The 14,662-nt window shown below is 39.2% G+C and carries 17 protein-coding genes and 1 pseudogene; 1 reads left to right on the forward strand and 17 read right to left on the reverse strand.

What is annotated here, in order from left to right; all coding sequences use genetic code 11:
- Nucleotides 1-7: 7 nt before the first annotated feature.
- From FBQ94_RS15460 to FBQ94_RS15540, 17 genes and pseudogenes are all read right to left on the reverse strand, one after another.
- Nucleotides 8-442, reverse strand: a complete 435-nt coding sequence (locus FBQ94_RS15460) for a GNAT family N-acetyltransferase (RefSeq protein ID WP_007221317.1) — start codon at nt 440-442, stop codon at nt 8-10.
- A gap of 21 nt (nt 443-463) precedes the next feature.
- On the reverse strand, nt 464-1,231 hold the full coding sequence (locus FBQ94_RS15465; RefSeq protein ID WP_007221316.1) for a ZIP family metal transporter: 768 nt from the start codon (nt 1,229-1,231) through the stop codon (nt 464-466).
- 234 nt (nt 1,232-1,465) lie between these two features.
- Nucleotides 1,466-2,281, reverse strand: coding sequence for an SDR family NAD(P)-dependent oxidoreductase (locus FBQ94_RS15470; RefSeq protein ID WP_285442242.1), 816 nt, complete (start codon nt 2,279-2,281; stop codon nt 1,466-1,468).
- 451 nt (nt 2,282-2,732) lie between these two features.
- Nucleotides 2,733-3,158: an alternative ribosome rescue aminoacyl-tRNA hydrolase ArfB gene (gene arfB / locus FBQ94_RS15475; protein WP_007221314.1), complete on the reverse strand. Its 426-nt coding sequence runs from the start codon at nt 3,156-3,158 to the stop codon at nt 2,733-2,735.
- A gap of 7 nt (nt 3,159-3,165) precedes the next feature.
- Nucleotides 3,166-4,344: a right-handed parallel beta-helix repeat-containing protein gene (locus FBQ94_RS15480; RefSeq protein ID WP_040543627.1), complete on the reverse strand. Its 1,179-nt coding sequence runs from the start codon at nt 4,342-4,344 to the stop codon at nt 3,166-3,168.
- A 56-nt stretch (nt 4,345-4,400) separates the two neighbouring features.
- Nucleotides 4,401-5,609 (reverse strand): PQQ-dependent sugar dehydrogenase, encoded by a 1,209-nt coding sequence (locus tag FBQ94_RS15485; protein WP_285442244.1) that lies wholly within the window; start codon nt 5,607-5,609, stop codon nt 4,401-4,403.
- Nucleotides 5,590-6,114 (reverse strand): thiol peroxidase, encoded by a 525-nt coding sequence (gene tpx, locus FBQ94_RS15490; protein WP_007221311.1) that lies wholly within the window; start codon nt 6,112-6,114, stop codon nt 5,590-5,592. Before tpx ends, FBQ94_RS15485 begins: the two co-directional genes overlap by 20 nt.
- A 247-nt stretch (nt 6,115-6,361) precedes the next feature.
- Nucleotides 6,362-6,823, reverse strand: coding sequence for an SRPBCC family protein (locus tag FBQ94_RS15495; protein ID WP_007221310.1), 462 nt, complete (start codon nt 6,821-6,823; stop codon nt 6,362-6,364).
- Nucleotides 6,798-7,067 (reverse strand): hypothetical protein, encoded by a 270-nt coding sequence (locus FBQ94_RS15500; RefSeq protein WP_040543625.1) that lies wholly within the window; start codon nt 7,065-7,067, stop codon nt 6,798-6,800. Before FBQ94_RS15500 ends, FBQ94_RS15495 begins: the two co-directional genes overlap by 26 nt.
- A 50-nt stretch (nt 7,068-7,117) precedes the next feature.
- Nucleotides 7,118-9,862 (reverse strand): DUF7948 domain-containing protein, encoded by a 2,745-nt coding sequence (locus FBQ94_RS15505; protein ID WP_083849238.1) that lies wholly within the window; start codon nt 9,860-9,862, stop codon nt 7,118-7,120.
- Between the two features lie 83 nt (nt 9,863-9,945).
- Nucleotides 9,946-10,101 (reverse strand): DUF3309 family protein, encoded by a 156-nt coding sequence (locus tag FBQ94_RS15510; RefSeq protein WP_083849236.1) that lies wholly within the window; start codon nt 10,099-10,101, stop codon nt 9,946-9,948.
- Nucleotides 10,102-10,307: 206 nt separating this feature from the next.
- The gene (locus tag FBQ94_RS15515) at nt 10,308-10,748 is read right to left on the reverse strand and encodes an SRPBCC family protein (protein WP_007221308.1); all 441 of its coding nucleotides are present in this window, start codon (nt 10,746-10,748) and stop codon (nt 10,308-10,310) included.
- Nucleotides 10,749-11,239: 491 nt separating this feature from the next.
- A complete protein-coding gene (locus FBQ94_RS15520) occupies nt 11,240-11,455 on the reverse strand; it encodes a hypothetical protein (protein WP_083849235.1) in 216 nt (71 codons plus the stop codon).
- Nucleotides 11,456-11,894: 439 nt separating this feature from the next.
- On the reverse strand, nt 11,895-12,296 hold the full coding sequence (locus tag FBQ94_RS15525; RefSeq protein WP_007221307.1) for a type II toxin-antitoxin system VapC family toxin: 402 nt from the start codon (nt 12,294-12,296) through the stop codon (nt 11,895-11,897).
- Nucleotides 12,293-12,541, reverse strand: a complete 249-nt coding sequence (locus FBQ94_RS15530; protein WP_007221306.1) for an antitoxin family protein — start codon at nt 12,539-12,541, stop codon at nt 12,293-12,295. Before FBQ94_RS15530 ends, FBQ94_RS15525 begins: the two co-directional genes overlap by 4 nt.
- Before the next feature lie 109 nt (nt 12,542-12,650).
- Nucleotides 12,651-13,043 (reverse strand): hypothetical protein, encoded by a 393-nt coding sequence (locus FBQ94_RS15535; RefSeq protein ID WP_007221305.1) that lies wholly within the window; start codon nt 13,041-13,043, stop codon nt 12,651-12,653.
- Nucleotides 13,044-13,158: 115 nt separating this feature from the next.
- Nucleotides 13,159-13,953, reverse strand: a pseudogene (locus FBQ94_RS15540) (IS66 family transposase).
- Between the two features lie 73 nt (nt 13,954-14,026).
- Here FBQ94_RS15540 and FBQ94_RS15545 point away from each other — a divergent pair.
- Entirely contained in the window at nt 14,027-14,308 is a 282-nt protein-coding gene (locus tag FBQ94_RS15545) for a tyrosine-type recombinase/integrase (protein WP_285442245.1), read from the forward strand.
- Nucleotides 14,309-14,662: the final 354 nt, after the last annotated feature.

The raw sequence follows: 14,662 nt of genomic DNA on the forward strand, positions 1-14,662 counted from the left end.
GAGATACTCATTTTTGTTGACCCGAATCATCACGGATCATCACATAGTGATCAATAGTAGCTTCTTTGAAGACATCTCCAACAATCACGAATCCATGTTTTCGATAAAAGCCCGTAAGATAGGCCTGGGCATGTACCTTAAATTTCCTGAAGCCTTGTTCCCTGGCAACTGATATCATAAATTCTGTTAATCTATGCCCAAAATTTTTTCTCCGGTATGCCTTCCGTATTGCAACACGTTCTAGTTTTGCATATCCGTCACATGCACGTATACGGCCTGACGCAAAAGGTTCTCCGTTTTCTTCTCCTAAAATATGTATTGCAGAGTAATCATAGGTATCTCGTTCTATCAGATACGGAATCTTTTGTTCCTCGAGAAAAACAATACCGCGCACAATGAATACCTTAACCAGATCGTTCAGGTTTGTCACTACGGTAAACATTTTCGAATAACGATAAGAGAGCTATGAAATAAGTTTGCTAAGGAAAAAAGCGATAAGAAACCCGCCAACGGTAATAAGACCTGTAAGATTATGGGTTTGTTCGAATGCTTCTGGAATCATAGTATCAGCTATCATAGCCAAAATAGCGCCAGCAGCAGTTGCAATTGTTATAGCAACAACACCACTTGAAAAATGACTAAAGACTGCGTAACCGATAAGGGCCGAGATACCACAGGCAATTGCAATACTTGCCCAAACACCAAAAACATACCGTGCAGGCCGTCCGGCATATTTCATCCCTGCAGAGCTGGAGAGTCCCTCGGGAAGGTTTGAAAGAAAGACGGCAGCAAGCATCACAATACTGATAACTCCGCCCTGTATCATACTAATACCAATCGCAATAGATTCCGGAATACCGTCCAGTAATGAGCCAATAGCGATAGTAAGACCACTACCGGAATTCTTTTCCTCTGAGGGCTGTTTCGTAGATCTTTTACGATGCTTAGCGCCTTTATGAGATAAGTATACATTTGCAGTAGTAAAGAGAGACGCCCCACCGAAAAAACCAATCGCTGTCGGTACAAAACCTCCTTGCTTATATGCCTCATCCATCAGCTCGAATGATAGGGCTGAAATTAAGACTCCACTGCCAAAAGCCATAATAGCAGCAATTATACGCTGTGAGACATGAGCGAAATAACCGATTGCAGCGCCAATTAGCAACGCCGATCCGGCGACTAATCCCCAAAGTCCTGACTGCAGCCACACCGGTAAAAAAGAATTATCCATAGCCTTTCCTCCCATTCTTATCAAACCAGTCTCCGTAAGTATGTACTTCATGTATCGCAACGTGTTTACCGATGATATGGCAGGCAAAGTATCATGTTTCTTATACCTGATTCTTTACTGGTACATTCATGAATGTAAAAGCTTAAACAAAAATCTATAAAAATCATTGAAAAATATACCTTAAAGGAGACTTTCAAACAGATTCTTAGCATAGAGTGGTAGATGAGTTGCCTATCATTCTTTATGTGATCTGGCAATATTACTGAGATTTTTTCTAATCCATGTCAATACGAGGGGAAACCTATTCGTTATACGAGCCAGGATTACGAGTAAACGATTTTTCAATCCCGGAATATATACCGCTTGATTTTTCCTCAAGGCCTTCAGAGACTTTGATGCAACTTCTTCTGCCGACATCCAGAATACTTTAGGGATTCGGGAACGATTAAAGTTAACAAACTCTGTCGTGCTGTGAAAGTCGGTATTCGTAAAACCCGGGCACAAGGCCTGAACCCTGACACCGGTACCTGTTAATTCGGTTTGTAAGGCCTCTGAAAAGGTAATGAGATAAGCCTTGGTAGCTGAGTAAGTGACACTCCCCGGAATAGGTTTAAAGGCGCCAATTGAAGAAACATTAATAATAGAACCATTACGGCGCATCACCATTCCTGGTAAAGCGGCTCTGCAGAAACGTACACTTGCTATAACATGAACATGTATCATATCAATCTGTTTCGCCAAACCAATCTCAACAAAATTACCTGATGTACCGAAACCTGCATTATTAATGAGGGTATCTAAAACTTCAATTTCGGCAATACGGTTTTCAACGCGCTCAATATCAACAGGATTGGATAAATCAGCAGTCAGGATTTCAACAGTAATGGAGTAATGGTGTTGCAGGGTAGCGGCCAGGGCTGCTAATCGCTCTTTTTGCTTATCAACGAGAATAAGATTTTTCTTTTTCTTTGCCAATTGATGGGCAAAGGCAGCGCCAATCCCACTGGAAGCTCCCGTTATAAAAGCTGTACCCAATTTATACATACTCATAGCTTACACCTCTCGTCTGCGGTCTTATATAGTTGATGTTTTGCAATTGCTTAAAATAAGGAGCCAACCCGACCTGGAAGCTGCCTAAAGAGGTTATCTTTTCATGGCGTTGCGAGTAAGCAAAAGCCCGGAACAAGATAAAGAAGAAGAAGTAATCCCCCTTGATCCCCCTTTAAAAAAGGGGGAAAATTCCTCGTCCCCCTTTCTAACTTATCTTTACCCACATCTTTAGAATACCATGAAGAAATGTCTCGCCGGAGGCGTCTCTCGTACACGGTCAATAGAATTCATGATAATACGATTTGTATCGGTTCAACTGCATGGGGCTGTGTCATTGCGAGGGTATTGTCCGAAGCAATCTCTTGTGAAATGTCCAGGGATTGCTTCGGACAATACCCTCGCAATGACACATACGAGAGAGCCTATTATGATAAATTAAGTTGACAGTGTACTAGCCTTCAGAATAAGGAGCAGACCTTCGTATCCGTTTGACCTCGCCGCGACGGCGTTTCGTATCTAACCTGCGCCTCTTCGATGCAGATGTCGGCTTTGTCTTACCACGGAGTTTTGGTCTTTCTGCTGCCCTGCGGATTAACTCAACAAACCGGTCAATTGCATCCTGACGGTTTTTTTCCTGAGTACGGAACCTCCGGGCATTGATAATAAGTACGCCGCCTTCAGTAATTCTCTTGCCAGCCAGATGAATAAGACGATTACGAACATCATCAGGCAGCGAAGGTGAATTGCCTGCATCAAACCGGAGTTGCACAGCCGTGGCAACCTTATTGACATTCTGGCCGCCGGGTCCTGAAGCACGAATAAACTCACATTGGATTTCACTCTCATTGATGGTAATGGTGCGTGTGATATACATCATCAGGATTTTAATGTTCATAGGCTCCCAGGTCAGGTACCGATCCATTGGGTGAGGGGGAAGATAAGTCCAAAACAACTTCAGAATTCCATTCAAAACGGATTGTACCTCTATCGATGCACGGGCTTCCATCTAAAAGGCGATAATTGGCATCATATTTCGGCTCCATATCGAGTAAGAGAGGTTCACTGGTAACACTGTTTTGAATATGCGTCCCATTCTGATAGAAAATACTGTAGCCTACAACGGAATCCGCTTTAACTCCTTTTATGCCTACATTTGTATTGTTAGCAATAATATTATTAAGAGCAATCATATTATCCCCACCCGTAATACCAACTATATTCCCCACAACGGTATTATTGTAGAAATATACCCGCTCTTTCATGGATGATCCTGCATAGTTTTCTCCGCTATCCCTATTGGCCATACATCCTAAGCCAGCCATTGCATTATTTGCAAATACATTATGAGAGATAGAAAAGACTCTATTAGAAAAGCCTCTGTTTGATACATCATCATAATCAATTAATTGAATACCATCCTCACGGTTTCCGAAAAAAGTATTGTTGTTAATCGTGTATTTTATTGCGGGACCGGCATATTCGCTTAAACGGATTTCAATGCCGTCATCCCTGCAATTTCGGATTGTATTGTATTCAATCGTGTAATATCCCCCCTTCCTCCCGTCAATATCGATCCCATCGTCACCACTTTGTTCAATCGTATTATAACCGACATAGCCGTAGCCGGATGCTTCAAAACTAATGGTGTCACCTTTACTACCAAAAAATATATTGCGCTTTATAGCAACCAAATCATGTATGATAATTGGTTTATAAGAGTTTATAAATTTTAAACCGCTAATCTCCACGTTTATTCCCTGGCTACGGATTGTTGTAAATACGTTAGCGCCTCCACCATCGATAACCGTTTGACTTATATATTGTTCATCCCCGGTGGTATAATACCAGGAGGCGATGGTAAGCCTCTTATTAATACTTATTTTATTTTCAAGGTAAGTTCCCGGAGCTATAAGAATAACATCACCAGGCACTGCATTACCTACAGCATTTTTAATCGTGGAGTAATCTTGTGGCACATGAATTATGCTTCCATAGGCAGTACTTAACAAGCAGGAGAGTAATGCTACTTTACAGAAAAAAATTCTATATACGGTATTTCCCATATTTTCCTCTTTTTCGTTTTAAGAGCCTTTAAAGTAAAATTGCTTATCATTTTATTCTATTCTATTGTTGACTTAAAGCAATAAATTTTACCATCAAAGGATAGCATATAGAGCTCATTTTTCTCATCAATTCCGAATGAGGATATGTTTAAACTCGTGGTTAGTAATTCAGTATTGATGGGCAAACTGGAGCCATCATATCTCAAAGACCAAATCCTTCCAGACATAAAGTCACTATAGATATAAGCGCCAATGAGTTCAGGAACCAGAGAACCCCGGTAGACGTATCCACCGGTTATAGAGGCGCCAACATCATGGTTGTACTCCCAAACCGGAAGTTCTAAGCCTGTAGTATCACATCCGGAAGGTGGCTTGAAGCAATGGAGTCCTTCCATAATGTTCCATCCATAATTTTTCCCTTTCCCGATAATATCCACTTCCTCAAAATGATACTGACCAACATCTGCAGCCCAGAGCCATTGCGTTTCCGGATCGAAGCTAAATCGCCATGGATTACGCAATCCATAGGCATAAATTTCCTCCTGGAATCCGGAATTGTTCCCTACGAAAGGATTATCGGCGGGGATTCCATAATTCCTTCCCTCCGAAGGATTATCCACATCTATTCTTAAAATTTTTCCGAGAAGTGTCTTCAGACTCTGCCCGTTCCCGAAAGGATCACCGCCAGAACCACCATCACCCGTTGCGATGTAGAGAAATCCATCTGGACCAAAAGTAATTTGCCCGCCATTATGATTACTAAAAGGTTGGGAAAATTGCATGATGATGAGTTCGCTGTCTTTCAAAACGGCGTTTGGAGTTGTCTGATGAACGCTGTATCTTGCAATAACAGTACGTCGGGGGTTGGAAGCGGTATAATTTACATAAAAAAATCCATTATTCTTAAAATCCGGGTGAAATGCCAGGCCTAATAATCCTTCCTCAGCACCACGGTCATTCACCCGATCACGAATATCCAAAAAAATCTGTTTTTCTCTCGTACGGGAACTGTTTTGAAATACAGAGATAATTCCCTGTTGTTCAAGGACAAATAAACGGTTTGTCCCATCACCAGAGTTTTGAATATCGGTAGGATTAATAAAGCTGAGATAGGGAAAGGCTGCTTCAACATGCACTTGAGCAGATAAATCGCTGGAGAAGAGAAAAATAAAAAGGGTAACAATAGGAATGAAAAGGTATTCTTTCATAAAATTGGACCGTACATAATATCCCTGCACCTGGATATTAAGCAAGCTTCTTAACATAGTGAAAGGCTTTATCATAGGTATAGTAATGGGTTAATTCGGGAATAATTTCTATATATCTTACCGTATCATCCTCATCGATAACAAAGACAGAATGGGCAAGGAGCCTTAATTCCTTGATCAAAACACCGTAAGCATTTCCAAACGAGGCGTACTTATGGTCAGAAAGGGTTTTAATCTTATCAACACCTGCTGTCATGCAGAATAGTGAAATTGCAAAGGGAAGATCCATGGTTATTGTTAGCATAACAGCAGTATCGGATAATTGGGCAGCTTCCTGATTAAACTTCCTTGTCTGCATATAACAAATAGGTGTATCAAGGGAAGCGGTAACACTGATAACCTTTATTCTTCCGGCAAAATCCCTTAATCTGATTTCCTTTAAATCTCCATCCAGAACCGTAAAATCAGGCGCTTTATCTCCAGGCTTAAGTTCCGAACCAACAAGAGTAACAGGATTTCCACGAATTGTAACAATATCTTTTCTTTCCCGATAGACCTTCATGAGTATTTCCTGTATGATCCTCCAGAATAGTTTTTATTCATCATTGAGATTTATCGTAAACACAATTTTAGGTAAATGCCCGTAAACGATAATCAACCCCCCAAATCCTCCTTTCATAAGCGAGGATTAAGGGGGATTTAATTTTTTATCTTTGCCATGTATTCTTGTAACTACCGGACGCTTCCCTAAGAACGATTCGTATATCGCCCGGGATTCATCAGGCATTTTCAAGAATTATCTCTCTCTTCTAAACTTTTCTATCTTTGATCTCTCCACGCCAGCTTCCCGTCTCGGACCCACGCTGCTCAATGAAATCCTTAAATCTCTCTAAATCACCTTCGACCTTACTTGAGAGGGCGCCCACGATATCGCCTAGCTTTTCAGTTGCGCCTCTGGGTTCATATTCTATATCCAGCGTGATACGTGTCTTGTTCGGCTCAGAGCTTTTAAACAGAACAGTGCCTCTGTTAACCGCGCCCGAAGTGCTTTCCCAGGAAATCTGACGGTCCGGCGTCTGTTCAGTAATATGGGCATCCCATTCTACCTCTTTACCCAAAATCTCAGCTTTCCAATGAAGCCGTTTGGCATCGAGCTGCTTTACCTCTTTTACGCCCTCCATAAAACGGGGAAATTCCTCAAATTGCGTCCATTGGTTGTAAGCTGTGTGTACAGGAACATTCACCTCAATCGATTTTTCGATTTTTTCCATAATCCATTACTCCTTTCATATATACGGAATGATAATAAGGCAGAATTTCTATTACTGCCCATGTAAACTCCATCAATCCTCTGCGGCTAGCTGGCGCCATAAAACTAGCCGCATACCATTGATGCTGCACTATGCATGCATTTCTCACGTTAATCCAAAAAAACCATGGATTCCAGGCCAAACCCGGAACGATAGAGCGTTGCGAATGTATGTCGTTATGTATAGATTGCTTTGGAAAAGACACTCTCTCAATGATAATGAGGACAGCCTCTCGTCAATGGAGAGTATACGCCCTCAGGGAATATGCCTCGTGTCGGTTGTTATTAACTTATGAGGTTCGGCGGCAACAATAGTACTGCCGCCATCATTGCCAATGGTAAATTGCATTTTAATCGGATCTGTCGTCCCGGTCAGATTCGCATGTTTCACTTCTGCCTTAAATTCAAAACTTTTTTTATTCAAAGACGGCACGATTGTCAAATGCAAAGCTACACCATTTATAATTCTCTTGAGCTTGAAGTGTTTATTCTTATTGTTTTTAAAAGAACCTGACGGGATGGAGATGGATAAAGTTCCTACTTGAAGGTATATATCATCTGAAAGAGGGTCAATCCCGTCGCTGGTATCGCCGAGGACAAAAGTAGACCACATATCAAAATTATCATCATTAGCCTGAGGACCTAGTTTCATCTTAGCTTTGCTATAGAAATAATTAAAGGTAATTAAAGCAGATAGGTCACTATTAAGTTTTGATATAAAAGCATCGGCAACACCATTAAAAGAAGTATCAAAAGAACCACTGGTTATTGGAAAATCTGACGATCCTGTAGAGCCAGCTACATAGAGATTTCCATTTGAGTCTATGACGAAAGCATCAGCGCCATCACCACTGGATCCTCCCAAATAAGTCGACGTAAGCAGATTTGTTAACGTTCTGTCCATCTTTGAAATAAAAATGTCGAAGAAACCATTATGAGAGGTATCAAAGGCACGCAGTGTTGTTGGAAAATTTAACGATGCAGTCGAACCTGTCACATACACATTACCCTGCAAATCTACCACAAGAGAATCACTACTATCACTGTCGGACCCGCCTAAATAGGTCGATGCAAGGAGGATCGTTAACGTTCCATCCAGTTTCGATACAAATACATCGTTAACACCGCCATTAAAAGAACCATCGAAAGCTCCTGAAGTCACCGGAAAATCAAATGATGAAGTAAGCCCTGTCACATAAATATTACCCTCTGAGTTTATCGATAGAGAACTGGCGCTATCAGCCTCGAATCCTCCTAAAAAAGTAGATGAAAGGAGGGTTGTCAATTCTCCATTTAATCTTGATACAAATACATCAAAATTACCATTATAAGAAGTATCAAAAGCGCCGGGAGTTGTTGGAAAATCTGAAGATCCGGTTGCGCCAGTTACATAAATATTTCCGGCTGCATCTATAGCTGTCGAACTGAGTTCTTCGGAGAACAGGGCAGATCCTCCTAAATAGGTTGATGCAAGAAGATTGGTTAATGTCCCGTTTAATTTCGAAATAAACACATCACCCCCGCCACTAAAAGATGTATCGAAAACTTCAGGGGTTATTGGGAAGTCTAACGAACTAGTCGAACCAGCCACATAAACATTACCGGCTTGATCAATCATAAGAGAATCACAGACTTCCCTGCCAGATCCTCCTAAATAAGTCGATGCGAGGAGGTTCGTTAGCGTTCCATCCAGTTTCGATACAAATACGTCACTATTGCCATGAAAAGAAGTATCAAAAGCGCCGGGGATTACAGGAAAGTTTGATGAATTAGTTGAGCCGCTTACGGAGATGTTTCCGTTTGGGTCTATTACAAGGAAATCAGCCCTATCACCATCAGATCCTCCTAAAAAGGTAGATGCAAGGAGGGTTGTTAATGCCCCATCTACCTTTGATACAAATACATCAAAACTACCATTATGAGAGGAGTCAAATATGCCCGGAGCCAATGGGAAATCCGGGGAAATGGTTTCACCGGCAATATAGATATTTCCCCCGGAATCTACAGCGATAGAATTTATTCTCTCTAAAGAAGAGCCTCCCAAAAAAGTAGATGCCAGGAGAGGATCTATTATAAGCTCCTTTGTCCTGTCATAATCTCCTACTTTGAGACCGTAGATAAATTGAGAGATTTTTTCTTCTGGATTCTGACTTCTAAATTCTGATTTTTGGATACTATATTCAGCCGCAATCTCCACCCGTTTCCCATGGATCTCCTGATACCCCACAGGTTTTGTGAATAGAACGGTCCCTGATTCTGTCTCAAGTTCACCGTGTTTATTTACCGCGAACCCCCTTATCTTGTTTTCTAAAAGAGATTTTGTGGCCATCCTCCATTCGCAGAATAAACTGTATATGCTGTTACCTTCAGCAAATGGGTATTCAGGGGGCTGTATATAATCCAATCGTATTTTTATCTGTTCTGGATTGGCGCCTGGCCTTACATAAAAAAGCTTTTCGACATTATTCGCATAAGCCCTTAATTTTAAATCTATTCCTTTATACACTTCCCCTAAATTTATCAACTCATACGTTGATATACTGGTCTTCCATTTTGATGGGTCTTTCCCCTTAAAGGAGCTAACCCTGGTTATCGTTTTCCCTTCCCCTTTTATTTCATCCATCTTCCCTTTTATAATCTCTTCTTTAAATACACCTCTCCTTACTATTGACCTGTGAGACCCCGTAACCTTACTCATATTTTTATTTTTCTCAGCACGATCCTTTACCTCTGTCAGAGAATAAATTATCTCTCCTTCTTGTGTTACAAATACCGTCCCACAAAAGGTATTGGCATAAAATTTTATCTTATCGTCAATTTGCCCGTTGTTGGCTATAAAAGGCACATGAAATTTTTGGACTTTTTGGATAACTTCATCCTTTGACAGCTTTCTTGTACCTTCTTGTTCAGCAAAGAGAATTTTACTTAACAGTACTACTTGCAAAAGGATTATCGGTAGTATTAACCATTTTCCTATCCTTTCCATCATGTTCTTATTCATACGCTCTTTATGATAGACCGGTGAAATCTATCCATCCTGGATTATGGGACTACGAAAATTTTCACAATGAAAGAAAATTAACACTAAAAATACCCTAGTATTGCTAAAATAATTACAATAAGAAGAATCAAACCCAAACCGCCGCTAGGGTAATATCCCCAACCCACACTGTAAGGCCAGGCGGGTATTACCGCAAGAAGTAGTAAAACAAGCACAATTAAGAGTATGGTCCTTGGCATATTGTATCTCCTTTCTAAACAGCCCCGATGAAAAATTTCCCATCTTTCCGCCCTCCACGAGTGACTAAAAGAAAGATAGCGTATAGACTAAACAGAACTCTTCAACACGGGTATTTTGCAAAAATATATAAACGAAAGCGCGTATAGATAGATCTTAAAGTCCTGAAATTACTTTCTCTTTTTTGACCACCCTTAATTTCATCACGTTAGCTTTCTGTCTCTGTTCCAATCTCTCCGCGTTCCTCGATAAACTCCTTAAAGTGCTTCATATCACCTTCTATTTGGCCTGACACTACCCTTACGAAATCTTCAGTATTTCCGGAGATTTCTTTGGATTCTATTTCCATAATCAAGGTAATACGTGTCTTGTTCTGATCGGTACTCTTGAATGTAACAGTGCCACAGTTTTGTATACCCGAAATACTTACCCATGCAATAACTTCGTCAGGAGTCTGGCGGGTAATTCGAGCATCCCATTCCACTTCTTTACCCCTAATCTCTGCACGCCAGCGCAGCCGATTGTCATCGAGTTTTTTTACTTCTTTCACACCTCCCATAAAACGGGGAAAAGCTTCAAACTCGGTCCATTGGCTATACACCAGATGCACCGGTACATTAACCTCTATCGATTTTTCAATTTTTTCCACCGCCTTACCTCTCCTTATCATTATTTAAGAAACTTATCTCGTATACAACAAACAACATGCCTGTAAAATGAGTTATCCGGAGAAATTCTTATAGAGGCGAATAGAATGCGTAAACTTTTTATTAATAATTACTTATGATTATTAGTTTCCCTATATGGTATTCGTTATTTTGAGAGGTAGGTTTTAATTCATGTATGCATATACATACATAATTACAGGATATTATTTTTAAGTGTTTATTGTGTAAATATATAGGTAATATCTTGTATGTTTGTAAAAACATACTCCCGGTAGGTAATTGCATGCGTATCTTTATTGGGAAAGTATAATGGAATGAGTTTTTCGAACCAGTAGCCAAGAGTCATTTTTGATAAAATAGATGATGAAAGAAGGTGAGGGATTGAAGTGTATCCACAGATCAAACATATATTATGAGGCAGTGGAGGTATCAGATGAGACAAGAGAGGTTACGGATCGAATGAATAGGATATTTACCTATTATTTAATTCTTCCTTTACTATTTTAGAATGTACTTGTAAATGAGTGACGGACGCTGTCAATTCTCCCAAAACATCTTCAATTTGCCCATCTGTTAAGTGCTCAAGTTCGAGTTGATGAATGAGTTTAATTGTTAACAAACATTCGTCCCTGAGTTCATTGAGTAAAGTTGTTAAAGTAGAACTTATTTTATCGCTTGTAATAGACATAATTATTTCCCCCGATTTATAAGGTGTATCCCATTGTCTAGACAATGGGATACACCTTAAGGGGATCGAACCCACATACCTAGCTTGGGAAGCTATTACAACAATAATTTGGTTAAATATTGAAATTAAAACATTTATGACTTATACAGTTAATTTTTAAGTACTTACAGTAAGTTCTTCTATGTTATTTTGTATTCTTAGTATTAGTATAATTGAGCATATTTCTTGTTTCTTTAGTCACATTTTAGTCATTATGCTTTTTAAATTAATCAATGAGAAATGTAAATATTGTCTGCCCTACCCCCTTGCCCAGTCCTTAGAGCCGTGCCCGAAGGAATAGCTAGCGGTGGTTATATTAATATAGGGGCAAGGGTAAAAGGGAATTGGCTTTATCAGACAATATTTTCATTTCATTCCTCATTTTTTTGTTTTATAATCTTTATTCTTTGATCGAGGAAATTTTTAATCCCTCTACCTTCTCGAAGTGTTTTAGGTTATTAGTTAAGATTGTGAGATTATAATGCAGGGCTGTAGAAGCAATCAAGAGATCCAGATCACCAATCAGTTGTTTTTTCTTTCTTAGTTTAGTTCTCTCCCTGCCAAATGCTCTGCAAATGTCCTCATTGATACTTAATACTTTTAGATCAGGAGCTAAAAATTCATCTAACAATTGCTGACTTTTAGCGGGCTCCTTGGAAGTAAAAATACCTTCATAAATTTCTGCTAAGGATATTATGCTTATAGCAACTCCCTGAGGAGCTATGTTTTCCAATTTCTTTGTTATTAGTTCAACACCCCGGAAGTGATCGATTATCCAATCAGTATCGATCAGATATTTCATAGCTTTACCTCAGTTCTTGTGCTGATAAGGCGATCAGCATAAATATTTCTTTTTAACTCTTCAGCATCTACTAAATTTTTCCATCCTCCAGCAGTAGCCTTTAAGGCGTCGCGGAAAAATTTCTTTTTTGGCTTTTCATGTATTTCATGAATAGTAACAGTAAATTCTTCACCTTCCGAAAATTCTACTTTTTCCAAAGGTTTAATTACGCCATGCGAAAATCTGACTCTGATTGTTCTTTCCATGTTACCCTCTCTTTCCGAGTTGTAATTTCTTTTAGCATCTTATTTTTAACCTCTAAATTATGATTACTAAAAGAATTTATTAAGGCAATTTATATTAATTAATAATACTTCAGGGTAAGTGTTTATTGCAATAAATTTTGTCTTTAAAGATTTGAGGATTATTAAGGCAATATTCAAGCATATATTGGGTAACCGTGGTACCACATATAGAACATTTGTTTGAAGAATTATTTGGAAGGTTGGCTGTTATAGCATCAAAGCCGGGCAAAGGAATGTATCCTATATTATTACCTTGGTGCGTTATAATATGTTGCCTTTTAGGTTTTTTAATAATAGAAGAAAAATGGTTTTTAAGTTGGATATCCGGAACTTTAGCCTTTTTATTTTCTTTAATAGTATTTACATGTTCAATATGTTCTCTTCTTGTTTTAGAATTAGCGGTGAGTCGATATTTTTCTATTTGATTTATAATCGTTGTGACTTCATTATCACTTAAAATCATTTCTGTTTTACTTTTTATGTATGAGGTATAACCCTTGTAACTACTCAGGTACTTTTACAAAAGTAGCATAAAAATGAGTAAATTTTAGTATGAGGATTATTGTTCTTTGATAATGCTACCCATGAATGGGGATTAATGGGGAATCAGTATAGAGAGTCTTAATGGCCTCCATAATATTTCTGCTTTGCTTGCGAACCGTGGAGATAAAACTACGGATTCGACAAAAACTCTCTGCCATTTCTTCGCTGCGAAAGGTCCCTGAGATCTTCTGTTTCAATTTAGCCATTCTGATATCACGTTCAGCAAGATTATTATCAAAAGGTACATGCAAATCATACAGAAAGGCAAGTACCTTGTGACGATGGTTATCGAATCGCTCCACCAAACATCTGGCTTTCCCTTTTTTGGGACGTCCACGTTTTTGATGAAGCTCATACTAGGTAAACTCCTCCGTGCTAGCAGAATGTAACCAATGATTGGTGCCACTGAGGGACATGCCTGTTTCATCGAGTACTTCGGTTTTGAGTGAAGGAATATCAAAGACTTGACGGCGACCATAATCATGCCATGGTTGATCTTTCAAAGGATATCCACAGTCGCAGTGTTTATCAACTTTGTGCCATGTAACATGATCGGGATTTTCAACGGGCTTAAGCGTTTGGCCTGGATGTCCTTTCTGGCCTCCCGGTTTTCTTTTGCGTCTTGATTCTGAACTGGTATGTTTCTGAAAAACATCGCTGCTGGGCGGTCTGTTGCTGTTACGGCTATTTTGAGCTAATTGGTTTTCAAGTTCTCTTACGCGATGCTCTAAACGCTCAACGGCAGCGCTTAATTCACAGAGAATTTTTATAACCGCTTCCGGGCCAGACTGATATATCTTCAATGCCTCTTGTGGTGTTAGGGCTTTCATACTTAAACTTAAACCTTAAGGGAATTTTCTCCCTCAGTCCAGTAAATTTATTAAAAATACTTACTCGCTATTTATGCCTTACATCAAAAAGTACCTGAATAGTTACGAATATTGTTTCAAGAAAGATGGCAAGATTATTCATGAGGATAGAGCAAGCAGAGACTTTATTGCACTTGTTGAAAAAGTTGGATTAACTGATATAGGTTTACATACATTAAGGCATACTTTTATCAGTCAATGCTTAATGGCAGGAATATCTATTTGGGAAGTTGCAAAGTGGGTTGGGCATAGTACGGCATATATGACGGAACTTTATGGACATCTTTGTCCAGGGGAATCGAACCCCCATACCTAGCTTGGGAAGCTATTACAGCAATAATTTAGTTAAATATTGAAATTAAAACATTTATGACTTATACACTTAATTTTTAAGTACTTACAGTAGGTTCTTATATGTTATTTTGTGTTCTTTAATTTTAGTATAACTGAGCATATTTCTTGTTTCTTTAGTCACACTTTAGTCATGTTGAGGAAAGAAAAATATTCAATTCCGGGCCAGATATACCATGATGTTGTTGGTTTAGCCAGAGGTATATATTTTAGTGACATTGGGCTTTGTTGCACAAATCCGATAAAAAAGCAGTTTTTCCCTGTAGTATGCAATTTATGAGATCGCATAACTTTCCGGCATTCCTAATTTCATCATACG

This window comes from Candidatus Jettenia sp. AMX1, assembly GCF_030263775.1.
Classification (GTDB): domain Bacteria; phylum Planctomycetota; class Brocadiia; order Brocadiales; family Brocadiaceae; genus Jettenia; species Jettenia caeni.